This is a genomic window from Loktanella fryxellensis (assembly GCF_900110065.1).
GTDB lineage: Bacteria > Pseudomonadota > Alphaproteobacteria > Rhodobacterales > Rhodobacteraceae > Loktanella > Loktanella fryxellensis.
Genome location: NZ_FOCI01000001.1, coordinates 141433 through 167079, shown reverse-complemented (window position 1 = coordinate 167079; position 25647 = coordinate 141433). Strand labels below are relative to the sequence as shown.

The window sequence follows — 25647 nt, the reverse complement described above, 5'->3', positions numbered from 1 at the left end:
GGTCAGCCTTTGTCCGGAGTTGCCGCGCCTTTACCCCGCATGGGGTGCAAAGGCTAGTCCCTTAGTGGGGGGCGGCCTTGGAGAAGAGCTGGATCACCACGATTCCCGAAATGATGAGCGCGAGACCCAGCATCGCCGCCCGGTCCAGCCGCTGGCCGAACACCACGAACCCGATCCCGGCGATCAGCACGATGCCAAGGCCGGACCAGATCGCATAAACGATGCCGACGGGCATCACCTTCAACGCGAGCGCCATGAAATAGAAAGACGCGCCATAGGTCAGCACGCAGATCACGGCGGGAATGGGTTTCGTGAATTGCTGGCTGGCGTGCAGCGCGGTTGTGCCGATGGTTTCGGCGATGATGGCAAGGATCAGGTGCAGGTAATGCGGTGGCATGAGGGCGGAATCGCCGATCCGGGCCACGCTGTCAATCGGCACGGTACGCAAACGAAAGCCCCGGTTGCACGGGGCAACCGGGGCTTCGCGTCACGCTACAGGCGACTTAGCCGTTGTAGCGCAGGCCGGCGTGGATGCGGCCTTCGTCACGGTCGCGGCCACCACGGATCGCGGCCACGAAAGCAGCGATGGCAGCCAGCAGCGATGCTGCGGCCAGACCGAAGGCGGTCATGATACCGGCGTTGCGGGCGGTACGCGCCGCTTCGACAGCCGCGTCAGTGGCCTGCTGAGCCAGAACTTCGGCCTCGGCGCGGGCGGTTTCCAGCGCGTCGGCAGCCTGCTGACGGGCGTCCTGCGCGCCGGTGACGACTTCGTCCACGCGGGCTTCGACCTGCTGCGGCGTCAGGTCCGTACGGGCGGCCACGGCGTTGATCAGGTACTGACGGTCCTGATCGCTGATCTCACCGGTGCGGTAGATGTCGGACACAATGCTGGCCGCCTGCGTGGCGATCTGCTCGGGGTCGATGTTGGCCGGATCGATGTTCGCGGGACGCAGCAGACGGTTCGACAGGAATTCCGTCGGGTTGTCCTGCACGTCCTGCGGGATGGCGGCACCTGCGGCATTGGCCACACCGGATGCGATGCCGGACATGGCACCACCCACGGCGGACCCTGCGGTCTGCACGACGGCACCTGCGGCCTGACCTGCGGTCGACGCGACGGCACCGGCGGTGCGGGCGGCGGCACCCACGACGCTTGTCAGCATCACGGCGGTCAGGATCGTGCCCAGACCCCAGACGACCAGACCGTTGATCCCGTCGCGGGCGGTCACTTCGTCACGGGTGGCGGATCCGACCCGGCGCCGCATGCGGCCTGCGATGTAGCCACCGGTCAGGTAGGCCGCGATCAGCGTGAACAGCATCCAGACGGCTGTCAGCACTAGTTCCATCGTGGAACCGTCGTCGGTGCCGTCCAGCGTGATGCTGGACAGGCCCAGCGCCGTGCCGAACGTAGTCAGCAGCACGCCGATGGCGACTGCGACGACCGTGCCCGCAAAGATCGCGGGCCAATCGACGTAGGAGCCGTCGGTCGGGGTGGTGGGTTGTGTCGTATTCATGGAATTCACTTTCGAAACTTGAAAATCGGGATGTGTCGGTCAGCTCAGACCGAGCAGCGACAGGACTGCCATGACAACCACCACGAGGCCTACGATATAGATAATGCCGCCCATCGGGATGCGTCCTTCTTCATGTGCCCCCTGCGTCGCGCAGGGGTTCGTGAGTAATGAACACATGTCGGTGATGTGCGGTTCCGCCGCATCCGGCGATTCTTTGCGCAATCCACTGCGGAAAGCCGCCGAAGCTGCGCTGGATCAGGTCGCGATGTAGCGGTCGCGCCGGTGGTTGAACGTGATGACGAGGTTCAGCACCACCGCACCCAGCAACGACCACGCCACTACCGTCAGCGGAAACAGGAACGCCGCGACGGCGAAGATCACCGCATCAGCGATCAGCTGCACATAGCCCGCCCGGAACCCGGTGCTGTCCTGGATCAGCAAGGCCACCACGCCAAGGCCGCCGAGGCTGCCGTTGTGGCGGAACAGCGCGAGCAGGCCGAGCCCGGTGATGGTGCCGAAGGTGACGGCGCCCAGCAGCGGGTCCAGTTCCGCGATGACGAAACGGGGCGGAATCCACGTCGTCAGCGCCGACAGCGCCGTGACCGAGATCAGCGACTTGACGGTGAATGCCCGACCCAGGCGCAGATAGGCCAGCGCATAGAACGGCAGGTTGATGGCAAAGAACACCGGCCCGAAGGCCCAGCCGGTCAGATAGGAGGTGATGACCGCGATCCCCGCCGTCTGCCCGGTGATGAGGCCCACTGTCGTCAACAGGTGCAGCCCCACGGCGCAGAACAGCACGCCGATGGACATGCCCTGCACATCCTCGATCAGCGTATGGCGTGTCGGATTGGTGATCATGCCCCGCGATAGGGCAGTCTCGCTGACCTTGTAAATGGGAAAGGCCGCCCTGGACGGGGGCGGCCTTCGCTTTTGCAAGGGTCTGCCTGCGAAACGGGCTTACATCGCGGCGTTCAGGTTCCGGTCGACGGCGTCGAGGAAGCCTTCGGTCGTCAGCCACGTCTGATCGGGACCGACCAGCAGGGCCAGATCCTTGGTCATCTCGCCGCCTTCAACGGTCTCGACCACGACGCGCTCCAGCGTTTCGGCAAAGCGGGCGAGTTCGGCGTTGTCGTCCAGCTTGGCGCGGTGCTTCAGACCACCGGTCCAGGCAAAGATCGACGCGATGGAGTTGGTCGACGTCGCCTTGCCCTTCTGGTGCTGGCGGAAGTGGCGCGTGACGGTGCCGTGGGCGGCCTCGGCCTCTACGATCTTGCCATCGGGGGTCATCAGCTGGCTGGTCATCAGGCCGAGGCTGCCGAAGCCCTGTGCCACGGTGTCCGACTGCACGTCGCCGTCGTAATTCTTGCAGGCCCAGACATAGCCGCCGGACCACTTCATCGACGCCGCCACCATGTCGTCGATCAGGCGGTGCTCGTAGGTGATGTTCGCCGCCTTGAACAGATCGGCGAATTCCGCGTCGAACACCTCCTGGAAGATATCCTTGAAGCGGCCGTCATAGGCTTTGAGGATCGTGTTCTTGGTGGATAGATAGACCGGGTAGTTGCGCTTCAACCCGTAGTTCAGCGATGCGCGGGCGAAGTCGCGGATGCTGTCGTCGAGGTTGTACATCGCCATCGCCACGCCGGAGGAGGGCGCGTCGAACACCTCGTGCTCGATGGTCGCACCGTCGTCGCCGACGAACTTGATCGTCAGCTTGCCCTTGCCCGGAAAGCGGAAATCGGTCGCCTTGTACTGGTCGCCGAACGCATGGCGGCCCACGATGATCGGCTGGGTCCAGCCGGGGACCAGACGGGGCACGTTCTTGCAGATGATCGGTTCGCGAAAGATCACGCCGCCGAGGATGTTGCGGATCGTGCCGTTGGGACTCTTCCACATCTTCTTCAGGCCGAATTCCTCGACCCGCTGTTCGTCCGGGGTGATGGTGGCGCATTTCACGCCAACGCCGACTTCGGCAATCTTGTGGGCGGCGTCGATCGTCACCTGATCGTCGGTGCGGTCGCGCTCTTCCATGCTCAGATCGTAATAGAGCAGGTCCACGTCCAGATAGGGCAGGATCAGCTTCTGCTTGATGATATCCCAGATGATGCGGGTCATCTCGTCACCGTCGAGCTCGACGATGGGGTTGGCTACCTTGATCTTGGACATGGGGCGCTCTCCGGTGGCTAGGTTGCTTTGGCGCTGCCTTACCGGATTATCGCACGCCCGTGAAGACGGTATACGTCGGTATACCGCAAATAATCCCAGTCAGATGCTGCGGGCCGTGGGAATGATCGCGTCCTCGATCAGGTCCATCAGCACGCCGAAATAGCCATCGCTGCGTGCGGGCAGGGTGGGGTCGGACGTGATGACAACACTCAGGTCCAGTTCCGGCACCACGGCGATGATCTGACCGCCATAGCCCCGCGCGAGGGCATAGTCCGTGCCCTGCGCCTGACCCAGGAACCAGCCATAGCCATAGGACAGCCTGGAATAGGGCGAGCGGGTGTTGGGCCGGAACGCCGCCGCGATCCACGCCTCGCTCAGCACGCGGTTGCCGTCCCAGACGCCGCCCTGCCGCACCATTTCCGCAAAGCGCAGCATGGCGGTGGGGGTCAGCGCCATCTCGTTGCCGCCGAGGTAGCGGCCCTGCGGATCGCGGGTCCATGGGGGCACGTCGATTCCCAGTGGGCGGCCCAGACGCGCGCGCGCCAGATCGAGCAGGCTGGCGCCGCCGACCTCGGACAGGACCGCGCCGAGGATGTGGATCGAGCCGGTGGAGTAGAGCATCCGCCCGCCTGGCTCCGTCTCCATCGGGCGCGACAGGGCATCGGCGACCCAGTCGCCGCTGGAGACCCAGCCGCCGTAGTTGCCGCCCGACGTCCGTTCCAGCCCCGCGCGCATGGTCACGAGGTTCTCGAATGTGATCCTCGCCACGCGGGGATCGGCGCCTGCCGGGATCAGGGCGGGGGCCACGTCGCCGAGCGTGCTCTGCAACGTGACCTCGCCCCGGTCGACGGCCGCCCCCGTCAGGGCAGCGACCAGCGTCTTTGACACGGATTTGACGTTTGCCAGACCGTCCAGTCCGCGCCCGCGCGGTGCAGCGGCGATCACCCGTTCGCCGCCCTGCGCCACGATCAGGCTGTGCAACTGATCCAGCGCCGTGGCGCGGTCGGCGACCGCCTGCCACGCGGGTGGTACGGCGGTCTGTGCCGCAAGGCGGGTGGCGGCGGTGCCGAGCGTGGCGGCAAGGAACAGGCGGCGGGATAAATGTGTCATGCCACAGGTTATGGCGCGACGCTCGGCGCGCACCAGTCGATGTCCATCACGCCTGCGTCAGACCCGTCACAGCGTGAGGATCGTCGATCCGGTGGTCTGCCGCGCCTCCAGCGCGCGATGTGCCACCGCCACGTCCGCCAGCGCGAACCGCTGGCCGATGGTGATCTTGACCGCGCCGCTGGCGACCTTGTCGCACAGATGCGCCGCCATCGCCTGACAGGTCTCGTGGTCGGCGATATGGGTGAACAGCGTGGGCCGGGTGATCTGCAACGACCCCCGCCGCGCAAGCCCCGCCAGATCCACCGGCGGCACCGGGCCGGACGCATTGCCGAAGGTGATCATCATGCCCAGGGGCCGCAGACAGTCGAGCGAGCCTTCGAACGTGTCGCGCCCCACCGAATCCATCACCACGTCAACGCCGCGCCCGCCCGTCAGTTCGCGGACACGGGCGGGGAAATCCTCGCTCGCGTAGTTGATCATGTGCGCCGCCCCGTGATCCAGCGCGAGCTGGCACTTGGCATCGGACCCCGCCGTGCCGATCAGGGTGATGCCTTCCGACTTCGCCCACTGGCAGGCGATCAGACCCACGCCACCGGCCGCCGCATGGAACAGCACCGTGTCGCCCGCCTTCAGCGGCACGGTGCGGTGGAACAGGTATTCCACCGTCATGCCCTGCAGCATCATCGCGGCGCCTTCGTCGAAGCCGATGGCATCGGGCAGGGGGCAGACCTGAGCGGCTGGCATCACCCGCGCCTCCGTACAGGCGCCGGGGGGCTGGCTGGCATAGGCGGCGCGGTCGCCGGCCTTCAGATGGGTGACGCCGTCGCCCACCGCCTCGATCACGCCCGCCGCCTCCATCCCGATGCCGTGGGGCAGCGCCAGCGGATACATGCCCGAGCGGTAATAGACGTCGATATAGTTCAGGCCGCAGGCCTTGTGCCGGATACGCACCTCGCCGGGGCCGGGATCGCCGACGGGGCGATCCATCAGGTGCAGGACCTGTGGTCCTCCGGTCTGCGCGATGACGACGGTGCGGGCTGTGGTGGTCATGGGATGCTCCTCCGGGCGTGACGCGCGCATCGTGCCACCCCACACGGCGGTCGCAAGGACAAACCGCCGCCGGCCCCCCGGTCCCCCGTTCTTCTGGTCGAAAATATCCCGGGAGTAGGGGGGCTGGCCCCCCTGATCTCGCTCACGACGGCTTAGGCCCGCGGAATGTGGAATCCGGGTTCCGCCAACGTAAAGCCCGCAAAGTCGAACCCCGGCGACACGGTGCAACTGACGAGGGTCCAGTCCCCTGTGCTGCGGGCGGATTGCCAGTGGAAAGGCTCCACGATCAGTTGCGGCGATTGCCCGGCCAGCACGTCGCCGCCCAGCACGGCGTCATGCGCGGGACCTAGCTCCGTCGCAGACCGGGACAGGATCAGGGGTGCGCCCGCGTGATGGAACCAGATCTCGGTGGCATCCACCGTGTGCCAATGGCTGACCTCGCCACGTTTCAGCATGAACAGGATCGCGGTGCCCGTGGGCCGCCCGGGTCCGTCAGCCATCCATGTCTGGCGATACCAGCCCCCCTCGGGATGCGGGGCCAGGGCCAGCTTTGCGATCAGGTCATCGGCGGACATGGGCAACCCTTTCGTCAGACGGGCAGGGGCCGCAGCCCCCGCCCGGACCGTCTTATCAGCGTTTCAGGATGCTGCGCCCGGCGTAGCGCGCGGTCTCGCCCAGCGCTTCCTCGATGCGGATCAGCTGGTTGTACTTTGCCAGCCGGTCCGACCGCGACAGCGACCCGGTCTTGATCTGCCCGCAGTTCGTCGCCACGGCGAGGTCGGCGATGGTCGCATCCTCGGTCTCGCCGGAGCGGTGCGACATCACGTTTGCGAAACCGGCACGGTGCGCCATCTCGACCGCCTGCAGCGTTTCCGTCAGGGTGCCGATCTGGTTGACCTTCACCAACATGGCATTGGCGGACTTGCGCGCGATGCCATCGGCCAGACGTGCAGGGTTGGTCACGAACAGATCGTCGCCCACCAGTTGCACCCGGTCGCCGAGGCGTTCGGTCAGCATGTGCCAGCCGTCCCAGTCATCCTCGGACATGCCGTCCTCGATGCTGATGATCGGATAGTCGTTCACCAGCTTCTCGAGGTAGTCGACGTTCTCGGCGGCGGTCAGCGAAATGCCTTCGCCCTTCATCTCGTACTTGCCGCCGCGATAGTATTCGGTCGAGGCGCAGTCGAGGGCGAGGTAGATCTCCTCACCCGGCGCGTAGCCTGCCTTCTCGATCGACTTCAGGATGAAATCCAGCGCCTCGCGGGTGGACGACAGGCCGGGGGCAAAGCCGCCCTCGTCGCCGATGCCGGTGTTGTAGCCTGCCGCCGACAACTCCTTTTTCAGCGTGTGGAACACCTCGGACCCCATGCGGATCGCTTCGCGGATGCTGGTGGCGGCCACCGGCATGATCATGAATTCCTGAATGTCGATCGGATTGTCGGCATGTTCGCCGCCGTTGATGATGTTCATCATCGGCACCGGCAGCATCCGCGCGCCAGTGCCGCCGATGTAGCGATAGAGCGGCTGCGCCGTGTAGTCTGCCGCCGCCTTGGCCACCGCCATCGACACGCCGAGAATCGCGTTGGCACCCAGACGGCCCTTGTTCGCGGTGCCGTCCAGTTCGATCATCGTCTCGTCGATGCCGGTCTGGTCGGTGGCGTCGCAATCGACCAGCGCCTCGAAGATCTCGCCGTTCACGGCCGCGACCGCTTCCAGCACGCCCTTGCCCATGTAGCGGGACTTGTCGCCGTCGCGGCGCTCGTGCGCCTCGTGCACGCCGGTGGACGCACCAGAGGGGACGGCGGCGCGGCCCATGGTGCCGTCGTCGAGCGTCACATCGACCTCGACCGTGGGGTTGCCACGACTGTCAAGGATTTCGCGGGCGTGGATGTCGACGATGCTGCTCATGGGGTTCTCCGGTGGGCGTGTGGGTTGCGGTCGTTCCGGTGGGGTCATAGCAACGTCGCTGCCTCAAGGGAAGCGCGCCGCTGGCGCTGGCGTTCGCGCCAGGCCGCATAGCTGCCGGAGCCCACGATGATCGCGGCCCCGGTCAGCGTCGCGGCATCCGGGCGTTCGCCGAACACTGCCACGCCGATCAGCAGCGCAAAGACCAGACGGGTATAGCGGAAGGGCGCGATATGGCTCATATCGCCGATCCGCGTGGCCGAGATCAGCGCGAAATAGCCCAGCGCACCGACCACGATGGCGGCCACGACGCGCAGCAGGTCGGTGGTGCCGGGCACCACGAGGGCGTCACCCGCAAGCGCCATCAGCACCAGCCCGGCAGGCGCGATGACCAGAAAGCCGTAGGTGGACAGGCGCATGGAGCTAACGCCCGGCGGAATCCGCCGGGTCGCCAGATCGCGCAGGCCGAGGAAAATCACGCCCTGCACGGCAAAAAGCGATGCGGGTTCGAACGCGTCCAGACCGGGGCGGATGATCAGCAGCACGCCGCAGAAGCCTACGGAAATCGCCAGCCAGCGTCGCCAGCCGACCGTTTCCCCCAGCACCAGCGCGGCCCCCAGCGTCACGAACAGCGGTGTCGCCTGCAGGATGGCGGAGGCGGAGGACAGCGGCGTCAGCACCACGGCGGTGACGTAGCCCACGGTGCCCAGCATTTCGCAGGCGTTGCGCATCAGCACCATCGGCTGCAGGGCGTCCCGGTGCCACAGGCCTTCGCCGCGCGTGAGGCAGATCAGCCAGAACAAAAGACCGCCGCCAAGCCCCACCATGATCAGGATCTGACCCGTCGGCAGCGCCCCCGCCATCTGCTTGACGAACATGTCTTCGAGCGCGAAGCCCGCCATGGCCAGCACCATCAGGATGCTGCCGCGCAAATTGTCCACCATGTGACGCCCCTTTCACCGTTGCCTGCCGGGGTTACGCCCGGACAAGCCGAATGCAAAGATGCGAAAGCGCAGGCGCTGCCGTGCGGGTCAGTCCGGATCGCGGGGCGCGCCTTCGATGCGGGTGCCGAACAGTTCCAGCCGGTGCCCGGTCAGCCGGTAGCCCAGCCTGCGCGCGATTCGGTCCTGCAGCGCCTCGATCTCGGGGTCCACGAACTCGATCACCTGACCGGTGGCGGTGTCGATCAGGTGGTCGTGGTGCGCGGTATGCGCCGCCTCGTAGCGCGCGCGCCCGTCGCCGAAGGCATGTTTCTCGAGGATGCCTTCCTCCTCGAACAGCTTGACGGTGCGATAGACGGTGGCGAGCGAAATGCGCTTGTCCAGTGCCGCGGCACGGGCATGCAGTTCCTCGGCGTCCGGGTGGTCTGTGGATGCATCCAGCACCCGCGCGATGATGCGGCGCTGACCGGTCATCCGCAGTCCGGCGTCGGTGGCTCTGGTCTGGATCGTCTTGCTCATGGTCATGCTCGGACAGGCTGGCTTGCAGGCTGCCACGGGCTTAGCGAATATTCACGCACAGGGCCACCGGTCCTGCAACCGGATCGCGGGATCCGGCGTTGTGACACGATGCGGCGACGTGGATGTCGCAGCAAGCTTGGTGCAACGTGGCACCCGAACAACAGGAGTTTCGACGATGAGCCTGATGAGAACCCTCGCACGCGTGGCCGTCGGCGTCGCCGCCGCCAAGGGCGCCAGCGCACTGGCCCGCAATGCCAAGGCCGGCCGGTCCGGCACGATGCTGGACGACATGATGAACCGCGGCACCAACCGGGGCGGCGCATCCCGCATGGGCAGCACCGGCGGTCTGGGTGGCGGTCTGGGCGGATTGCTCGACAGCCTGCAGAACAAGGGCAGTGGCCAGCGCGGCGGCGGATTGGGCAGCAGCGGCAGCGCCGGTGGCCTCGCCGGCATGATCGGCGGGCTGCTGGGCGGCGACACCGACCGCCAGCGGTCGCGTCCCGACACGCGCAATGCGGGCGGTCTGGGCGGTCTGGCGGGCAGCGCCGGTCTGGGCGGCATCGTCGGCGCACTGGCCGGTGCACGGTCGTCCGGGGGATTCGGACGGTCGTTGCAGTCGGAACTGGACGACACGCCCGTCGAGCACACCGCCGAGGAAGAGGGTCTGGCCGCCGTGATGCTGCTGGCCATGGTGCAGGCCGCGCAGTCCGACGGCAACCTCGACGCGACCGAGCGGGCCCGGATCACCGACCAGCTGGGCGATGCCACGCCGGAGGAGCGGCGCTTTGTCGGAGAGGCGATGGACACGCGTATCGACACCGCCGAGATCGTCGCACAGGTGCCAGAGGGTGCCGAGGCGCAGGTCTATACCATGGCCGTGCTGGCCATCGACCTCGACCATCCGGCGGAAGTGGACTTCCTGCGCGACTTCGCCGACCGTCTGGGACTGGACAAGGCGGTCGTGAACGAGATCCATGACAAGGTCGGCGCGTCGCCGCTGTACTAGAACCAGCGCAACCAGCGCAGGACGGCGGCGGTCATGCCCCCGATCCCCAACATGCCAAGGCACAGGACGAGAAACCCCTTCTCGTCCTGCAGACCGGGCAATCCCCCCACATTCACGCCGAACAGCCCCGTCAGGAATCCCAGCGGCAGGAAGATCGCCGCGACGATCGACAGTCGGTAGCCGTTGCGTTCAAGCCGCGCGTTCTGCACCGTGTCCAGGTGGTCCGACATGGCGGTCAGGCGGTCATGCACCTCTGACAACTCGTCCAGCGCCCAGCGCGACCGGCTTGCCGTTTCGCGCAGCCGGTGGCGCAGATCCTTGCGGATCAGGTCGGTGGGTGACTGGCTGATCTGGGTCAGCGTTTCGGCCAGGGGGGCAACGTGGCGGCGGAACTTGATGATCTCGCGCCGCAAAGGGGCCAGATCCGCGATCGGGGCGGGATTGGTGGCATAGACCGCCTCCTCCATCGTGTCGGTGATGTCCTCGCGGGCACTCGCCACCTCCTCCAGCCGGTGCACGAGGTTGTCGGTGATCCGGGCCAGCATGTGGCCGGGGCTGCGCGGCGCGTCGCCCGCGTCGATCTGGGCCCGCACGTCGTCGAGGGCGAAGACCCGCTGGCGGCGCACGCTGACCACGAGGGTCGCGGTCAGCCAGATCCGCAGCGACACCATGTCGGCGGCAGCCGCGCCGGCGTTCAGGTTGATCCCGCGCAGGGTGATCGCCATCCCGTCGTCCTCGGTGTCCAGCCGGGGCCGGGTCCGGTCCGCCAGCAGGGTGCGCCGCGCCAGAGGCGGCAGATGCGCGTCGGCCCAGTCCGGCAGGGCGGGGTCGGCCAGATCCAGATGCAGCCAGCGATAGGTGGCGCCCGGTCGGGGCGTGCCGTCGGGATCGATCAGCGCCGCGGCCCCGCCATCGGTGCCGATGTCATAGGCGGCAAGGGGTCTCAGCCGTGCGGCCCGTCCCGGCGTCTGGACGCTGTCTTGCGGTCGCGTCGATGGGTCGGCGTCAGGCGACGGTGTGGCGGCAGGCGGGAACATGGGACGTAGCCTTTGCGGCAATGGGGTGCGCTGCGGGGACGGGGCCGTGATGACAGCCGCATCGGGGCGCGCAGCACCCCCTTGATACCGCAACGGTGGGCTGCGTCCATGGTGGCGCGGAGAATGTGCGATCCATGGCCCGCCGCCTAGCGCCAGCCCTGCCATCCCGGAACGCGCGCCCAGGTGCCGCCAAGGGGCTGTGCCGCAGCGCCGCTGCCCAGCTTGAACCGCGCCAGACCGGGGGAGGCGTCGGTGTCGAGCGTGCCAAGATCGAGGGTCCGCACCCCCGCCGCCGCCAGTCGCCGCGTCGCATCCAGCAACAGCACGTGATGGGCGCAGGTTGCGCGGCCCCGATCGTCGGACCACCCGATCTGATAGGTCGCAAGCGCCCCGTGGCGCAGGATCAGCATCGCCGCCACCGGACCCCGCGCGGGCGTGTCGTCGCGGGCCGTCAGCATGATCGCATCCCCCGGGTTGGCATGGGCAAAGGCCAGCGTCAGAGCATGGGGGAGGGCGCGGAATCGCTTGATCCGCTGCTGCGTCAGATCGGCTGTCAGCAACCATCCATCGCGGCGCGCATCGAAGGGGGCCGCCGTGATCCGCAGCCGCGCCCGCAGACCCCGGCGGGCGGCATGGCGCCATTTCGGGTGGGATGCTGCCAGTTGCGCATCCGGGTCGTCGCACAGCGGCAGCATCGCCACGGTCGCCGGCGTCAGGACGGCCACGAATCCCGCCCGGCGCAGCGCCACCGCATCGCCCGGCGCGCCCGCATTCACCAAATGCAGCCGCGCAGCGCGCAGCGCATCGACCCGGTCGTACAGGCTGGACCCCGCCCTGAACACCGGCCCGCGCGAGGCGAAGCGGACGGGCCCCACCAGCGGCAGGGCCCGCGTCACGACAAGCACCTGTCCCACGCAGCCCAAGGCCACGATTCCTGCGTCATGCCCCATTGACGTCAGTGCACGGGCAAAGCCGGGCGATTGCTGCATAGGCAGCGGCGCATCGGACAAGGGCGGGTCGGGGCGCATCAGCATGGGGTCGTTAAACCAGCTTTCACCTAATGCGGCCTTAATGTCGGGATGACCTTTAGAGGAGACGCCATGACCAGACACAGACGATCCACCGTCTATGGCATCCATGCGACGGCACCGCGCCTGACGCCGCCGGCAGCGGCGGTGCTGGCCGCGTTGACCTGCCTGCCGCTGCTGGTGCTGGTCGCCGTCCTTTAGACCAGCCGCACCAGCGCGTGCCGCTTGCGACCGGCCGAGAGCTTCAGCGGGGAGGCCAGCATGTCGGCCGTCACCATCTGCCCCGCATCGCTGAGGCTTTCGTCGTTCATCCGCGCGCCCTGGTCTGCGATCAGGCGCTTGGCCTCCTTGCCCGAGGCGGCCAGACCGCTGCGCACCAGAAGCTGGGCCACGGACACGCCGTCGCCCACCTCGGCGCGCGTCAGGTCCAGCGTCGGCAGGTCGTCACCGACGCCGCCCTGCTCGAACACTTCGCGGGCCGTGGCTTCTGCCGCCTGCGCCGCGTCCGCCCCGTGCAGCAGGGTGGTGACGGCATTGGCGAGGATGATCTTGGCTGCGTTGATCTCCGACCCCTGCAACGCACCCAGGCGGTCGCATTCGTCCACCGGCAGTTCGGTGAAGATCTTGAGGAACTTTCCGGTGTCCGCGTCCGTCGTGTTGCGCCAGAATTGCCAGAACCCGTAGGGGGCCAGCATGTCGCCGTTCAGCCAGATGGCACCACCCGCACTCTTGCCCATCTTGCGCCCGTCGCTGGTCGTCAGCAGCGGCGTGGTCAGACCGAAGATCTCCTGATCCGCGACGCGCCGCGTCAGGTCGATGCCGTTGATGATGTTGCCCCACTGGTCCGACCCGCCCATCTGCAGCAGACAGCCATGGCGGCGGTTCAGTTCGAGAAAGTCGTAAGCCTGCAGGATCATGTAGTTAAATTCGAGAAAGCTCAGCGACTGTTCCCGGTCCAGACGCGATTTCACGCTCTCGAACGCCAGCATGCGGTTGACGCTGAAATGTCGCCCGATGTCGCGCAGGAAGTCGAGGTAGTTCAGCCCGTCGAGCCATTCCGCATTGTTCAGCATGATGGCGTCGGTCGCACCGTCGCCGTAGGTCAGGTATTTGGCGAACACCTGTCCCATGCCGTCGATGTTCGACTGGATCTGGTCGGGGCCCAGCAGCGGGCGTTCGTCGCTGCGAAACGATGGATCGCCCACCTTTGTGGTACCGCCGCCCATCAGGGTGATCGGCTTGTGCCCCGTCTTCTGCAGCCAGCGCAGGACCATGATGTTCATCAGATGGCCCACATGCAGCGAGGCGGCCGTGGCGTCATAACCGATATAGGCGGGCACGACCCCGTTGCTCAGCGCGTCATCGAGGGCCTGATAATCGGTGCAGTCGGCCAGAAAACCGCGCTGCATCATCACGGCCATGAAGTCCGATTTGGGGTGGTAGGTCATGTCTTGTTCCTGTCCTCGTGCCGGGGCATCAATAGCTGCCGCTTGCCGAGAGGGAAAGACCATGAAGATCACCGGACCCGTGCGGGCCTTGGGTGCCATGTCGGGCACCTCTCTGGACGGGATCGACGCCGCCGTGCTGGTGACGGACGGCATCGACATCACGGCCTTCGGCGACAGCGACTACCGCGAGTATTCGCCAGCCGAAAGGGCGGTGCTGCGATCCGCGCTGGGTCGCTGGCCGGAGTATGACGTGGCCGCCGCCACGGCCGTGATCGCCCACGGGCACAACGCGGTGCTGGCCGGGTTCGACGACGTGGACCTTGTGGGGTTCCACGGGCAGACGCTGGCCCACGATCCCGCCGGGCGCGGCACGCATCAGGCGGGCGACGGTGCGGCGCTGGCGCAGTCGCTGGGCTGGCCTGTGGTGTGGGATTTCCGCAGCGCGGACGTGCGGCTGGGCGGGCAGGGTGCGCCGCTGGCGCCGTTCTATCACTTTGCGCTCGCCCGCTGGATGGGGGCCGATGCGCCGCTGGCCTTCTTGAACCTCGGCGGCGTCGGCAACCTGACGTGGATCGATCCCGGCCATGCGCGACCAGAGGACGATGGCGCGCTGCTGGCGTTCGACACCGGGCCCGCCAATGCGCTGCTGGACGACGCTATGCTGGCCCGGCGCGGCGTCGCGCGGGACGAGGGCGGGGCGCTGGCCGCCACGGGGCACATCCATGACGACATCGTCGCCGATTTCCTGCAGCACCCCTATTTCTTTCGGATGCCGCCCAAATCGCTGGACCGCGATACCTTTGCGGCACTGGCGCGGGCGACAGCCCCGCTGAGCGATGCGGACGCTGCGGCGACGCTGACGGCGGCCAGTGCGATGGCCGTGGCCGATTCCCTGCAATACTGCCCGCAAGCCCCGAAGACGATTTTCGTGGCCGGCGGCGGTCGCCACAATGCGACGCTGATGCGGATGATCGCGGCCGCCGCAGGCGTGCCCGTACAGCCGGTCGAGGATGCGGGTCTGGACGGTGACATGCTGGAAGCGCAGGCATTTGCATATCTTGCGGTGCGCGTGGCCCGTGGACTGCCAACCTCGTGCCGGGGCACCACGGGCGTGCAGGCGGCCGTCGGCGGCGGCACGGTGAGCCATCCCACATTTTCGTGAGGGTGCCTGAAATGTCACGCTTATTCGGCGCGACACCAAAAGAGAGCAGCGTGATTTGCAGACTGTGCAATCGAGTACTACCTCACCGCTATCAGACACACGAACAAGGAATCCTCCCATGAAGAACATCGTCATCACCTCTGCCGTCGCCCTGATCGCGACCGCAACCACCGCATTCGCCGGTGGCATCGCTGCACCCGTGATGGAAGCAGCGCCCGTCGCGCCCGTCGCCGTGGCCACCCCCGTCATCGTGACCAACGACTGGTCCGGCTTCTACCTCGGTGGCCAGATCGGCACCGGCGACGTCGAGCTGGATAATGGTGTTGCCGCCGTAGAGCAGGACCTGTCGTCCTACGGCGTGCAGGCCGGCTACCTCTACGACCTGGGCAGCTTCGTCCTAGGTGGTGAAGCCTCCTACAACGTGCTCGACATCGACACGCTGGGCGACGACAACTCCGTCACCCGCGTGGGTGTGATCGCCGGTTACGACGCCGGCCGCTTCCTGCCCTACCTGACTGGTGGATATGCGTCGCTGGACGTGGGCCTGCTGGACGAAAGCGACGACGGCTACTACTACGGCGTGGGCGCAATGTATGCGGTCACCGACAGCCTGAACGTCGGCATCGAGTATCTGGATCACCAGTTCGACGATTTCGCGTCTTCGGGCACCGACATCAACGCACAGACCACCTCGCTGAAAGTGAACTACGCGTTCTGATTTCGGAATACGTGACTCATGCGAAAGGGCGTCCCTCGGGGCGCCCTTTTTGCATTGCGGCAGGGACCCGCGGCGTCGCATCCCCCACTACCCTATCGACTCGGGGGCGGGGCAGTGGTAACGCAGTGGGCATGACCAAGCGCTGCATCATCATTATCTGCTGCATCATTCCCTGCTGACACAGTCCGCGGGCCGCTTTTTCACGTTTCACCAGAACCGATGATCCGGCCCACAGGCGCAAAGCCCGTGCGAGGCCCATCCATGTCCGACCCCATGACCGACACCACCACCGGCGACCAGCCGATCATCCGCCTGCAGAACACCCGCACCCGGCGGCGCGAGGAATTCGTGCCGCGCGACCCTGCGCGCATCGGGATCTATCTGTGCGGACCCACGGTCTATGACCGTGCGCATCTGGGCAACGCGCGGCCCGTGCTGGTGTTCGACGTGCTGGTGCGGCTGCTGGCGCAGGTCCATGGCCGCGACCACGTGGTCTACGTGCGCAACTTCACCGACGTCGACGACAAGATCGCCGCCCGCGCCGCCGAGACGGGCCGCGAGATCGGCGACATCACCGCCGAGACGATCCGCTGGTATCACGAGGATATGGACGCGCTGGGGGCCTTGCGCCCGGACTTTGAGCCGCGTGCCACGCAGTTCATTGGCGCGATGGTCGACATGATCCACGAGCTGATCGCCAACGGGAACGCGTACGAGGGCGAAGGTCACGTGCTGTTCGCCGTCGACACCTATCCCGAATACGGTGCGTTGTCGGGCCGGTCGCTGGACGACATGATCGCAGGCGCGCGGGTCGAGGTCGCACCCTACAAGCGCAATCCGATGGATTTCGTGCTGTGGAAGCCGTCCGGCCCCGGTCAGCCGGGGTGGGACAGCCCGTGGGGCGTGGGGCGTCCGGGGTGGCATATCGAATGCTCTGCCATGTCCCGCGCGATCCTGGGGCCGGAGTTCGACATCCACGGCGGCGGCAACGACCTGATGTTCCCGCACCACGAGAACGAGATCGCCCAGTCCTGCTGTGCCGATCCCGAAACGGACTTCGCCGCCTACTGGCTGCACAACGAGATGCTCCAGGTCGAGGGCAAGAAGATGTCCAAGAGCCTCGGCAACTTTTTCACCGTGCGCGACCTGCTGGATCAGGGCGTATCCGGCGAGGTGATCCGCATGGTCATGCTGGGCACCCACTATGGCAAGCCGATGGACTGGACGGAGAGGAAGCGCGACGAGGCGGACGCGACCCTGCGACGCTGGTATGGCATCCTCGACGGGCACGGGTTCGGTCCGGCGCTGATCCGTGCGTTGCAGGCGGATGGCCAATGGCGCCCCGATGCGGAATTCCTCGGCGTGCTGGCGAACGACCTGAACACGCCGGGTGCGATCGCGCGGCTGCATGTGCTGGCAAAGGGCAAGACGCCTGCGCAGCTGGCGGGCTTTGCCCACGGAATGCAGATGCTGGGGCTGGTGCCCGACTGGGCCGACCTGCCGCGGCTGGCTGGCGGCGAAGGCGGTGCGGATGTGGACGAGGTGATCGCGCTGCGCATCGACGCGCTGCTGGCGGCGCGCGCGCAGGCGCGGGCGGCCAAGGACTGGGACGCCGCAGACCGCGTGCGCGAGGTGCTGACGCGCGCGGGCGTCGTCGTGACGGATGTGGGCGGTCAGGCAAGCTGGGCTGCGGGGCCGGATTTCGACGCCGCCGCACTGGACGGTGACGCATGACCCGCGAGCGGCTGTACCTGTACGACACGACCCTGCGCGACGGGCAGCAGACGCAGGGCGTGCAATTTTCCACGAGTGAGAAGCTGCGGATCACCGCCGTTCTGGACGCGCTTGGCGTCGATTACATCGAAGGCGGCTGGCCGGGGGCGAATCCCACGGATTCGGAGTATTTCGCGCAGGTGGGCGCGATGCGGCCCGTGCTGGCGGCCTTCGGCATGACGAAACGCGCGGGCCGGTCGGCGGAGAACGACGACGTGCTGGCCGCCGTGCTGAACGCGGACACGCCCGCCGTCTGTCTGGTGGGCAAGAGCCATTCGTTCCACGTGGCGACCGCCCTTGGCATCGCCAACGCCGAGAACACCGAGAACATCCGCGCCAGCATCGTCCATGTGGTGGCGCAGGGCCGCGAGGCGCTGTTCGACGCGGAACACTTCTTCGACGGCTACGCCGCCGATCCCGCCTATGCGCTGGAGGCGGTCCATGCCGCGCATGACGCGGGGGCGCGCTGGATCGTGCTGTGCGACACGAACGGCGGCAGCCTGCCTGCCGATGTGGGCCGCGTGGTGGACGCGGTGATCGCGTCCGGCATCCCCGGCGACCGGCTGGGCATCCACACCCACAACGACACCGAACATGCGGTCGCCAACACGCTGGCCGCCGTGCTGGCCGGGGCGCGGCAGATTCAAGGCACGCTGAACGGGCTGGGCGAGCGGTGTGGCAATGCCAACCTGACGACGCTGATCCCGACGTTGCTGCTGAAGGAGCCCTTTGCGAGCCGGTTCGAGACGGGTGTCACCCTCGAGGCGCTGAAGGGTCTGAAGAAGGCCAGCCGCGTGCTGGACGACATCCTGAACCGGGTGCCCGCAAAACAGGCGGCCTATGTCGGTGTGTCCGCCTTTGCGCACAAGGCGGGGCTGCACGCCAGCGCCATCGCCAAGGACCCCACGACCTATGAGCATGTCGACCCGGCGCTGGTCGGCAATGCCCGCGTCGTGCCGATGTCCAACCAGGCGGGGCAGAGCAACCTGCGCGAACGGTTGGTGCAGGCGGGTCTGGACGTCGCGCGCGACGATCCTGCGCTGCCGCGCATCCTCGACCGGATCAAGGAGATGGAGTCGCGCGGCTATTCCTATGACACGGCGCAGGCGAGCTTCGAATTGCTTGCGCGGGCCGAACTGGGGCTGCTGCCCGCGTTCTTCGAGGTCAAGCGTTACCGCGTCACGGTGGAACGGCGACGCGACAAGCGGGGCCGCATGGTCAGCCTGTCGGAAGCGGTCGTGGTGGTGAAGGTCGGCGGCGAAAAGGTGCTGAACGTGTCTGAATCCACCGGGCCGGACGGGTCGGACCGGGGGCCGGTGAACGCGCTGTCACGCGCACTGGCCAAGGACCTTGGCCCGTATCAGGCGATCATCGACGATCTGCGGCTGGTGGATTTCAAGGTTCGGATCACCGATGGCGGGACCGAGGCCGTGACCCGCGTCATCATCGACAGTGCGGACGGGCAGGGGCGCACATGGTCCACGGTGGGGGTCAGCGCCAACATCGTCGATGCGTCCTTCGATGCGCTGCTGGATGCGATCAACTGGAAGCTGATCCGCGACGGGGCCGTTGCAGAGAAGTGAGTATTTCAGAAAAAAGCGAGGACAGATGAGCATCGAGGCCTGTGCCGCCGTGGTGGAACGGGGCGATCCATTGCGGTTCCGTGCGGCGATGGCGGCGCCTGTCACGGCCCGGCGGGTGCTGTTCCCGCTCTATGCCCTGAACGTCGAGGTGGCGCGCGCGCCGTGGGTGACGGCAGAGGCGATGCTGGCGGAGATGCGGCTGCAATGGTGGCGTGACGTGCTGGCCGAGGTGGCGGCGGGCGGCCCGGTGCGGCGGCACGAGGTCACGGATGCACTGGCGCAGGTGCTGGATGCGGAAGGCGCGCTGGCGTTGGATGCACTGGTCGAGGTGCGGCGCTGGGACGTGTATCGTGACGGCTTTGCCGACCGGGCGCACTTCGACCGTTACATCGACGGCACGAGTGGCGCCCTGATGGGGACGGCGGCGCGGTTGCTGGGGCCTGCGGATGCGCAAGTGGTGGCCGACTTTGCGCATGGTGTCGGTGTGGCCGCGTTCCTGCGGGCGATCCCGGCGCTGGAGGCGGCGGGGCGGCGGCCGCTGGTCGATGGCACGGCCAGCGGCGTGCGCGATCTGGCGGACGGCGCGTTGGCGCGGCTGGACGCGGCGCGGCGGCGGCATCGTGACGTATCGCCAGCGGCCGGGGCGGCCTTGCTGGCGGGATGGCCTGCGCGGGCCGTGTTGCAGGCCGCTGTCCGCGATCCGGGGCTGGTGGCTGTGGGTGGTCTGGAGCCTGCGCCGCTGGCGGACCAGTTGCGCCTGATGCGGGCGGCTGGCTTGGGGTGGTGGCGTTAGGCAGGATGCGTCTGGGACGTGACCGGCCGGTCGTCGCGTGTCCGACGCGCGGTCAGATCAACGTTGAGCGACTGGTGGTAAAAAATACGGGCCGCGCAGCGATGCGCGGCCCGATTTCCTTGATGCCGTAGCCTCAGGAGGCCTTGGCGAGGTCGCGCAGGACGTAGTGCAGCACGCCGCCGTGTTCGATGTATTCGATCTCGATCGCCGTATCGATCCGGCACTTGATGTCGATATCCTGCACCGTGCCGTCGGCCATCGTGATGTGCGCCTTGACCGTCTGCAGCGGCTTGATCGTGTCCAGACCGTCGATGCTGACCGTCTCGTCCCCGGTCAGGCCCAGCGATGTGCGCGTGTCGCCGTTCGTGAACTCGAACGGGATGACGCCCATGCCGACGAGGTTGGAGCGGTGGATGCGCTCGAAGTTCTCGGCGATCACCGCCTTGACGCCCAGCAGCGCCGTGCCCTTGGCCGCCCAGTCGCGGCTGGACCCTGCGCCGTACTGTTCGCCCGCGAAGATCACCAGCGGCGTGTCGTTTTCCGCATGCGCCATGGCCGCGTCGAAGATCGAGGTCTGCGCGCCGTCCGGGCCCTTGGTGTAGCCGCCTTCGACGCCTGCCAGCATCTCGTTCTTGATGCGGATGTTGGCGAAGGTGCCGCGCATCATGACTTCGTGGTTGCCGCGGCGCGAGCCGTAGGAGTTGAACTCGCGCACCGGGACCTGACGTTCCATCAGATACTGGCCTGCGGGGCTGGACTCCGCGAAGGACCCAGCGGGGCTGATGTGGTCGGTCGTGACCATGTCGCCGAGGATCGCCAACACCTTGGCGTCGTGGATGTCGTGGATCGTGCCGGCGTCCTTCGGCATGTCCTTGAAGTAGGGCGGATTCTGCACGTAGGTCGACTGCGCTGGCCAGTCGTAGGTCTCGGAGTCCGTGACCTCGACCGCCTGCCACTTCTCGTCGCCTTTGAACACGTCGGCGTATTTCGACATGAAGGCTTCGCGCGTCACGGTCTTTTCGACCAGATCTGCGATCTCCTTTTGCGTGGGCCAGATGTCCTTGAGGAACACGTCGTTGCCGTTCTGGTCCTGACCCAGCGCGTCCTTGGTGATGTCGACGTTCATGTCGCCCACAAGGCTGTAGGCCACGACCAGCGGCGGAGAGGCGAGGTAGTTGGCGCGCACGTCGGGTGAAATGCGCCCCTCGAAGTTGCGGTTGCCGGACAGGACCGACACGCCGATCAGGTCGTAGTCGTTGATCGCCTTGCTGATCGCCGGATCCAGCGGGCCGGAGTTGCCGATGCAGGTGGTGCAGCCGTAACCCACCAGATTGAAGTCGAGCGCGTCGAGGTCTTCCTGCAGGCCGGCAGCCTCAAGATACGCGGTGACGACCTGAGAGCCGGGGGCGAGCGAGGTCTTGACCCACGGCTTGCGGGTCAGGCCCAGCGCACGCGCCTTGCGGGCGACGAGGCCTGCGCCGATCATCACATAGGGGTTCGAGGTGTTGGTGCAGGACGTGATCGAGGCGATCACGATGCTGCCGTCGTGGATCTGGTAGTTCCCCTCCGGTGTGTGCACGTAACCACGGCTGTGGCTGCCTTCGTCGCCCGGAATGGTGCGGGGTTCGGGCTGGCCGCCCTCACCTTCCCAGCGCACCTCTTCCTTCTTGGTCACGTCCTTGCCGCCGCGGATGCCTTTGACATATTCGCCGAAGGCGCGACCGGCCTTATCCAGGTCGATGTGGTCCTGCGGACGCTTCGGCCCGGAGATGGCGGGGACCACGGTGCCCATGTCCAGCTCCAGCGTGTCGGTATAGACCGGCGCGTAATCCGCACCGCGCCAGAAACCGTTCGCCTTGGCATAGGCTTCCACGAGTGCGATGCGGTCCTCGTCGCGGCCCGTCAGGCGCAGATACTTCAGCGTTTCGTCGTCGATCGGGAAATAGCCGCAGGTGGCGCCGTATTCGGGGGCCATGTTGCCGATCGTGGCGCGGTCCGCCAGCGGCAGATGGTCGAGGCCGGGGCCGTAGAATTCGACGAACTTGTTCACCACGCCCTTGTCGCGCAGCATCTTGACCACCTTCAGCACCAGATCGGTGGCGGTGGTGCCTTCGGTCATTTCGCCGGTCAGCTTGAAGCCGATGACCTCGGGGATCAGCATCGAGATGGGCTGGCCCAGCATCGCGGCCTCCGCCTCGATCCCGCCGACGCCCCAGCCGAGGACGGCCAGACCGTTGACCATCGTCGTGTGGCTGTCGGTGCCGACCAGAGTGTCCGGATAGGCCACCATGTCGCCGTTCTGGTCGGTGTCGGTCCAGACGGTCTGGGCCAGATATTCGAGGTTCACCTGATGGCAGATGCCGGTGCCCGGCGGGACCACGCGGAAGTTGTTGAAGGCGTTCTGGCCCCACTTCAGGAACTGGTAGCGTTCCATGTTCCGCTCATACTCGCGGTCCACGTTCATCTGGAAGGCGCGGGGGTTGCCGTATTCGTCGATCATCACCGAGTGGTCGATGACCAGATCGACCGGGTTCAGCGGGTTGATCTGCTGCGCGTTACCACCCAGTGCCACGATCCCGTCGCGCATCGCGGCCAGGTCCACCACGGCGGGGACGCCGGTAAAGTCCTGCATCAGCACGCGGGCGGGGCGGTATGCGATCTCGATCGGGTTCTTGCCGCCCTGATCGGCCCAGGTCGCGAAGGCCTTGATGTCGTCGACGGTGACGGTCTTGCCGTCCTCGAAGCGCAACATGTTTTCCAGCACTACCTTGAGTGCGGCGGGCAGCTTGCTGAAATCGCCCAGACCGGCGGCGGTGGCCGCGTCGATGGAGTAGTAGGAGACCGACTGGTTGCCCACGGTCAGGGTGGTGCGTGTCTTGGCGGTATCGGTGCCGACGATGACGGTCATGGCGGGTCCTTCAGACAAGGGAAAAGGGGGCTTGCACCGCTTTTGCCCCAAGCGGGAAAGCCAATCAAGAGGGGGATGCGATTAAATGTATGCAATGGCATACCGAAATTGTCGGGTGTGACCCGTTGAACGCGATCACGGAGCGGGATCGGGCAGGAACGATTGCTTGATTGGTTATTTCAACGGCGGACGGCTAGGGAACATGCACTCCAACGACGGGAAAGAGTTCCTCATGCGTCATGCCATCGCCATCCTTGCGCTTGCCGCGTCATCGCAGGTCGCACCGGCGCTGGCCGAAGGGGTCGTCGATCAAGGCACGGTTGTCGAGCTGTTCACCTCTCAGGGTTGTTCGAGCTGCCCGCCCGCGGACGAGATCCTCGCAGAGCTGGCGGACCGGGAGCATGTCATCGCCTTGGCGCTGCACGTCGATTACTGGGACTACATCGGTTGGGCCGACGATCTGGCCGATCCGATGTTTACGGCCCGGCAGCGCGCCTATGCCAAAGCATGGGATGCGCGCAACGTCTATACCCCCCAGATGGTCGTGGCGGGCGTGACCGAGTTCGTGGGCAGTCATCACGTCACGGCGCTGGACAGCGTCGCGTCGCACGTCCTCGACGGCGATCCGGTGACAGTCGGCCTGTCGCGCAGTGGCGATCTGCTGACGATCGACGCGCAGGCCGTGGGTGCCGTGCCTGCCCGGGCCGTGGTGCAGGTCGTCCGCTATACCCCCGAGGTCGTGCGCGCCATCGAACGCGGCGAAAATGCCGGCAGGACCGTCGTTTACCGCAATGTCGTGACGGACTGGTCGGTGGCCGGGACGTGGGATACGGACCGGCCGCTGGCGCTGGATGTCACGGTGCAGGGCGATGCCCCGGTCGTCGTGATCGTGCAGGACGGGGCAAACGGCCCGGTGCTGGGTGCCGCCCGCCTGCGTTGAGGCCGCCCGCATTGAGGCCGCCTACCGCCACCGGCGGTGGACCCAGAACCATTGTTCGGGGTGGGTTGCGATGCGCGCCGCCAAACGGCGCGACGCCTCTGTCATCATCGTGACGGGATCGCTGTGGGGGATCGGCGCTTCGACGGCCACGTCGAATGACAGACCGTCGGGACGGCGGGTGCCGAAATAGGGGATCAGCAGCGCGTCGAACCGCAGCGCCATGTCGGCCGCCGCGAGCGAGGTAAGCGCGGGCCGCCCGAGGAAGTCGATCGGGGTGGCGCGGAACACGTGCACGTCGAACAGCAGCGTGCCCATGCCGCCGCCCTTGATGTGGCGCGCAAACCCCATGGTGCCGCGCGACCCCTGCGGGAACACCGGGCCACCCCAGCGCGTCATCGTCTCGCGGTAGTGGCTGTCCACATAGGCATTCGCCATCGGGCGGTAGAGGCCGCCAATGACGGCACCGTCGCGGGTCAGGACGTGACGGGGTGCCTCGAAGTTGCCGAAGTGGCCGGTGACGAAGATCACGGGGCGCCCGTCGGCGCGCGCCTGCGCCAGCGGTGCCAGACCGTCGCCGGTGGGCCGCACGTCGGCCAGCTGTGCTGCAAAGTCACGATTGGCGTAGTTTTCGAGCAGGGTGCGACCGAAGTTGTCGCACACGCGGGTGGCAAGGGCGTGGCGCGCCGCCGGTGCCATGTCGGGATAGATCAGCGCAAGCTGTTCGCGCGCACGGCGATGATAACCCGCAAGCGGGCCGATGACGCGGGCCGTCAGGCCCCCCATCAGCGCCATCCGTCGTGCATAGGGCAGGCGGTTCAGGCCACCGATCACACCGCGCAGGACGCGGTCCTGCCACCATTCGGCGCGGGTGCCGCTGGGTGTGTCGTCGTCGGCAGGGGTGTCGGTGCGGGCCATGCCAGCCAGCTAATCCGCCGGGGACGGTTTGAAAAGGGTCAGGTGTCGGGTCAGGCGCCGTCTGCATCCGCATCGGGGCTCAGCAGCGTGATGCTGCCTGCATCGGCCAGCGTGCGGACCGCGGCGCTGACCGCATTCAGCGCCACTTCGCCGTCCGCAGCCTTCACCCTGCCTTTTTCAGCCGCCGCTTCCTTCAGCGCGGTGGCCATGCGCAGCGAGATGCAGTCGAGGATGAAGTTCGCCGCCGCGTCGCGTGCGCCGCCGGTGGCAAAGGCATGGGCCAGCGCCACGGCCAGATCGTTCTGGTCGATGTCGCGCAGGCAGGTGGGAATGTCGATCGGTTTGACGCGTGTGGGAATATTCTCGAACGTGAAGATCGACTTGCGCACGTCGTTGGCAAAGACCGCATCGGATTCGTCCAGCCCCGCCAGCATGTCGTCGCGCGTCGGTGCAGGGCTGGAGTTCAGGATTGCCCCGACCCGCGCCACGGGCGCCTTGTCGAAGGCGGTGACGCGGGTGCGGCAGTAATCGGCAACCAGCGCCTGACCGATGCGGCGCACCGCGTCGGGGCCGATGTCCGCCGTCTGCCGCACGGCAAAGGTGATGCGCCGGGCGCGGGGGCCGGGCAGCTTGCCCAGCACCTCTGCCGCGCGCGCGACGGGGAGTTTCGACAGCAGGACGGCGCCGATCTGGATGCTTTCGTCCGACAGCACGCGCATGATGTCGTCGGTAGCCATGTTCAGGATGCGCACCCACGGGTCGGTGCCCTGACGGTTGTACATCTGGTCGCGCAGCTTGTCCGCAAGATGGGGCGAGATCTGGCCGGCGAGCGATTCAAGGGCCGCGTCCACGTTACCGGGGGCGGACAGGCCGACCGCATCCAGCAGATCGGCGAATTCCGTGGCCACCGCCGTCACCGTGTCACGGTCCACCAGCCGGATCGCCCCCAGTTCACGCGCGAGATCTTCCTGCACATGATCCGGCATGGCCGACAGCGGCAGCTTGGTGCCGTCGTTGATCAGCAGTTGGACGATCATGGCCGCCTTGCGTCGCCGCGACAGCGGCGTTGCGGAGGGGCCAGACGGAACGGGCAGGGGGACTGTGCTATATGACATGTCCCGACGTTAG

Annotated in this window: 24 protein-coding genes; 8 read left to right on the top strand and 16 right to left on the bottom strand. The window is 66.9% G+C overall.

Annotation, left to right across the window (positions count from 1 at the left end):
• Positions 1-61: 61 nt before the first annotated feature.
• The 10 genes from BMX16_RS00850 to BMX16_RS00805 all read right to left on the bottom strand — a co-directional run bounded on the left by BMX16_RS00850 (position 62) and on the right by BMX16_RS00805 (position 9208).
• On the bottom strand, positions 62-397 hold the full coding sequence (locus BMX16_RS00850; protein WP_089898292.1) for a DMT family transporter: 336 nt from the start codon (positions 395-397) through the stop codon (positions 62-64).
• A gap of 106 nt (positions 398-503) precedes the next feature.
• A complete protein-coding gene (locus BMX16_RS00845) occupies positions 504-1514 on the bottom strand; it encodes a hypothetical protein (protein ID WP_089897718.1) in 1011 nt (336 codons plus the stop codon).
• 255 nt (positions 1515-1769) lie between these two features.
• Positions 1770-2375 carry a YitT family protein gene (locus BMX16_RS00840; RefSeq protein ID WP_177174533.1) on the bottom strand — a complete coding sequence of 202 codons (606 nt, stop codon included), beginning with the start codon at positions 2373-2375 and terminating at the stop codon, positions 1770-1772.
• Positions 2376-2474: 99 nt separating this feature from the next.
• Entirely contained in the window at positions 2475-3683 is a 1209-nt protein-coding gene (locus tag BMX16_RS00835; RefSeq protein WP_089897717.1) for an NADP-dependent isocitrate dehydrogenase, read from the bottom strand.
• Between the two features lie 99 nt (positions 3684-3782).
• Complete coding sequence (locus tag BMX16_RS00830) at positions 3783-4793, bottom strand: serine hydrolase domain-containing protein (protein ID WP_089897715.1); 1011 nt, start codon at positions 4791-4793, stop codon at positions 3783-3785.
• Positions 4794-4859: 66 nt separating this feature from the next.
• Entirely contained in the window at positions 4860-5843 is a 984-nt protein-coding gene (locus BMX16_RS00825) for a quinone oxidoreductase family protein (protein WP_089897712.1), read from the bottom strand.
• A gap of 152 nt (positions 5844-5995) precedes the next feature.
• Positions 5996-6418 carry a cupin domain-containing protein gene (locus tag BMX16_RS00820; RefSeq protein WP_089897710.1) on the bottom strand — a complete coding sequence of 141 codons (423 nt, stop codon included), beginning with the start codon at positions 6416-6418 and terminating at the stop codon, positions 5996-5998.
• A 55-nt stretch (positions 6419-6473) separates the two neighbouring features.
• Positions 6474-7751 carry a phosphopyruvate hydratase gene (eno, locus tag BMX16_RS00815; protein WP_089897708.1) on the bottom strand — a complete coding sequence of 426 codons (1278 nt, stop codon included), beginning with the start codon at positions 7749-7751 and terminating at the stop codon, positions 6474-6476.
• Between the two features lie 44 nt (positions 7752-7795).
• Positions 7796-8689, bottom strand: a complete 894-nt coding sequence (locus tag BMX16_RS00810) for a DMT family transporter (protein ID WP_089898288.1) — start codon at positions 8687-8689, stop codon at positions 7796-7798.
• A gap of 90 nt (positions 8690-8779) precedes the next feature.
• On the bottom strand, positions 8780-9208 hold the full coding sequence (locus tag BMX16_RS00805) for a Fur family transcriptional regulator (RefSeq protein ID WP_089897706.1): 429 nt from the start codon (positions 9206-9208) through the stop codon (positions 8780-8782).
• 175 nt (positions 9209-9383) lie between these two features.
• On the opposite strand from BMX16_RS00805, the gene BMX16_RS00800 reads away from it, so the two are divergent.
• Positions 9384-10214, top strand: a complete 831-nt coding sequence (locus tag BMX16_RS00800) for a DUF533 domain-containing protein (RefSeq protein WP_177174532.1) — start codon at positions 9384-9386, stop codon at positions 10212-10214.
• On the opposite strand, the gene BMX16_RS00795 is transcribed toward BMX16_RS00800, so the two are convergent.
• Together BMX16_RS00795 and BMX16_RS00790 are read right to left on the bottom strand one after the other, a co-directional pair.
• Positions 10211-11251 (bottom strand): CorA family divalent cation transporter, encoded by a 1041-nt coding sequence (locus BMX16_RS00795; RefSeq protein ID WP_177174531.1) that lies wholly within the window; start codon positions 11249-11251, stop codon positions 10211-10213. The two genes, BMX16_RS00800 and BMX16_RS00795, sit on opposite strands and share 4 nt — an antisense overlap.
• A gap of 146 nt (positions 11252-11397) precedes the next feature.
• A complete protein-coding gene (locus BMX16_RS00790) occupies positions 11398-12285 on the bottom strand; it encodes a GNAT family N-acetyltransferase (protein WP_245731195.1) in 888 nt (295 codons plus the stop codon).
• A 66-nt stretch (positions 12286-12351) separates the two neighbouring features.
• Here BMX16_RS00790 and BMX16_RS18155 point away from each other — a divergent pair, with 66 nt between their 5' ends.
• On the top strand, positions 12352-12480 hold the full coding sequence (locus BMX16_RS18155; RefSeq protein WP_281242539.1) for a hypothetical protein: 129 nt from the start codon (positions 12352-12354) through the stop codon (positions 12478-12480).
• Here BMX16_RS18155 and tyrS read toward each other — a convergent pair.
• Positions 12477-13727 (bottom strand): tyrosine--tRNA ligase, encoded by a 1251-nt coding sequence (gene tyrS, locus BMX16_RS00785; protein ID WP_089897701.1) that lies wholly within the window; start codon positions 13725-13727, stop codon positions 12477-12479. The genes BMX16_RS18155 and tyrS overlap by 4 nt on opposite strands.
• Positions 13728-13788: 61 nt before the next feature.
• Here tyrS and BMX16_RS00780 point away from each other — a divergent pair, with 61 nt between their 5' ends.
• The 5 genes from BMX16_RS00780 to BMX16_RS00760 all read left to right on the top strand — a co-directional run bounded on the left by BMX16_RS00780 (position 13789) and on the right by BMX16_RS00760 (position 19756).
• The gene (locus BMX16_RS00780) at positions 13789-14889 is read left to right on the top strand and encodes an anhydro-N-acetylmuramic acid kinase (protein WP_089897699.1); all 1101 of its coding nucleotides are present in this window, start codon (positions 13789-13791) and stop codon (positions 14887-14889) included.
• A gap of 118 nt (positions 14890-15007) precedes the next feature.
• Positions 15008-15607, top strand: coding sequence for an outer membrane protein (locus BMX16_RS00775; RefSeq protein ID WP_089897697.1), 600 nt, complete (start codon positions 15008-15010; stop codon positions 15605-15607).
• Between the two features lie 261 nt (positions 15608-15868).
• Positions 15869-17341, top strand: coding sequence for a cysteine--tRNA ligase (gene cysS / locus BMX16_RS00770; protein ID WP_245731194.1), 1473 nt, complete (start codon positions 15869-15871; stop codon positions 17339-17341).
• Positions 17338-18963, top strand: a complete 1626-nt coding sequence (gene cimA / locus BMX16_RS00765; RefSeq protein ID WP_089897695.1) for a citramalate synthase — start codon at positions 17338-17340, stop codon at positions 18961-18963. The genes cysS and cimA overlap by 4 nt, the downstream gene beginning before the upstream one ends.
• Positions 18964-18988: 25 nt before the next feature.
• Positions 18989-19756 (top strand): squalene/phytoene synthase family protein, encoded by a 768-nt coding sequence (locus tag BMX16_RS00760; protein ID WP_089897693.1) that lies wholly within the window; start codon positions 18989-18991, stop codon positions 19754-19756.
• Between the two features lie 133 nt (positions 19757-19889).
• On the opposite strand, the gene acnA is transcribed toward BMX16_RS00760, so the two are convergent.
• Entirely contained in the window at positions 19890-22664 is a 2775-nt protein-coding gene (gene acnA, locus BMX16_RS00755) for an aconitate hydratase AcnA (protein WP_089897691.1), read from the bottom strand.
• Between the two features lie 232 nt (positions 22665-22896).
• On the opposite strand from acnA, the gene BMX16_RS00750 reads away from it, so the two are divergent.
• The gene (locus tag BMX16_RS00750) at positions 22897-23604 is read left to right on the top strand and encodes a DUF1223 domain-containing protein (RefSeq protein ID WP_089897689.1); all 708 of its coding nucleotides are present in this window, start codon (positions 22897-22899) and stop codon (positions 23602-23604) included.
• Between the two features lie 21 nt (positions 23605-23625).
• Here the strand turns inward: BMX16_RS00750 and BMX16_RS00745 are convergent, their stop codons facing one another.
• Both BMX16_RS00745 and BMX16_RS00740 read right to left on the bottom strand, forming a co-directional pair.
• Complete coding sequence (locus BMX16_RS00745) at positions 23626-24519, bottom strand: lysophospholipid acyltransferase family protein (RefSeq protein ID WP_089897688.1); 894 nt, start codon at positions 24517-24519, stop codon at positions 23626-23628.
• A gap of 50 nt (positions 24520-24569) precedes the next feature.
• Positions 24570-25634 carry a flagellar motor switch protein FliG gene (locus tag BMX16_RS00740; RefSeq protein WP_089897686.1) on the bottom strand — a complete coding sequence of 355 codons (1065 nt, stop codon included), beginning with the start codon at positions 25632-25634 and terminating at the stop codon, positions 24570-24572.
• Positions 25635-25647 lie beyond the last annotated feature (13 nt).

Coding starts and splice junctions, on each gene's coding strand:
- BMX16_RS18155 (WP_281242539.1), top strand. CDS start 12,352: ATGACCAGACACAGACGATCCACCGTCTATGGCATCCATGCGACGGCA.
- BMX16_RS00825 (WP_089897712.1), bottom strand. CDS start 5,843: ATGACCACCACAGCCCGCACCGTCGTCATCGCGCAGACCGGAGGACCA.
- BMX16_RS00790 (WP_245731195.1), bottom strand. CDS start 12,285: ATGCTGATGCGCCCCGACCCGCCCTTGTCCGATGCGCCGCTGCCTATG.
- BMX16_RS00745 (WP_089897688.1), bottom strand. CDS start 24,519: ATGGCCCGCACCGACACCCCTGCCGACGACGACACACCCAGCGGCACC.
- BMX16_RS00780 (WP_089897699.1), top strand. CDS start 13,789: ATGAAGATCACCGGACCCGTGCGGGCCTTGGGTGCCATGTCGGGCACC.
- BMX16_RS00760 (WP_089897693.1), top strand. CDS start 18,989: ATGAGCATCGAGGCCTGTGCCGCCGTGGTGGAACGGGGCGATCCATTG.
- BMX16_RS00850 (WP_089898292.1), bottom strand. CDS start 397: ATGCCACCGCATTACCTGCACCTGATCCTTGCCATCATCGCCGAAACC.
- BMX16_RS00740 (WP_089897686.1), bottom strand. CDS start 25,634: ATGTCATATAGCACAGTCCCCCTGCCCGTTCCGTCTGGCCCCTCCGCA.
- eno (WP_089897708.1), bottom strand. CDS start 7,751: ATGAGCAGCATCGTCGACATCCACGCCCGCGAAATCCTTGACAGTCGT.
- BMX16_RS00820 (WP_089897710.1), bottom strand. CDS start 6,418: ATGTCCGCCGATGACCTGATCGCAAAGCTGGCCCTGGCCCCGCATCCC.
- cimA (WP_089897695.1), top strand. CDS start 17,338: ATGACCCGCGAGCGGCTGTACCTGTACGACACGACCCTGCGCGACGGG.
- BMX16_RS00750 (WP_089897689.1), top strand. CDS start 22,897: ATGCGTCATGCCATCGCCATCCTTGCGCTTGCCGCGTCATCGCAGGTC.
- acnA (WP_089897691.1), bottom strand. CDS start 22,664: ATGACCGTCATCGTCGGCACCGATACCGCCAAGACACGCACCACCCTG.
- BMX16_RS00795 (WP_177174531.1), bottom strand. CDS start 11,251: ATGTTCCCGCCTGCCGCCACACCGTCGCCTGACGCCGACCCATCGACG.
- tyrS (WP_089897701.1), bottom strand. CDS start 13,727: ATGACCTACCACCCCAAATCGGACTTCATGGCCGTGATGATGCAGCGC.
- BMX16_RS00840 (WP_177174533.1), bottom strand. CDS start 2,375: ATGATCACCAATCCGACACGCCATACGCTGATCGAGGATGTGCAGGGC.
- BMX16_RS00800 (WP_177174532.1), top strand. CDS start 9,384: ATGAGCCTGATGAGAACCCTCGCACGCGTGGCCGTCGGCGTCGCCGCC.
- BMX16_RS00845 (WP_089897718.1), bottom strand. CDS start 1,514: ATGAATACGACACAACCCACCACCCCGACCGACGGCTCCTACGTCGAT.
- BMX16_RS00835 (WP_089897717.1), bottom strand. CDS start 3,683: ATGTCCAAGATCAAGGTAGCCAACCCCATCGTCGAGCTCGACGGTGAC.
- BMX16_RS00775 (WP_089897697.1), top strand. CDS start 15,008: ATGAAGAACATCGTCATCACCTCTGCCGTCGCCCTGATCGCGACCGCA.
- cysS (WP_245731194.1), top strand. CDS start 15,869: ATGTCCGACCCCATGACCGACACCACCACCGGCGACCAGCCGATCATC.
- BMX16_RS00805 (WP_089897706.1), bottom strand. CDS start 9,208: ATGAGCAAGACGATCCAGACCAGAGCCACCGACGCCGGACTGCGGATG.
- BMX16_RS00830 (WP_089897715.1), bottom strand. CDS start 4,793: ATGACACATTTATCCCGCCGCCTGTTCCTTGCCGCCACGCTCGGCACC.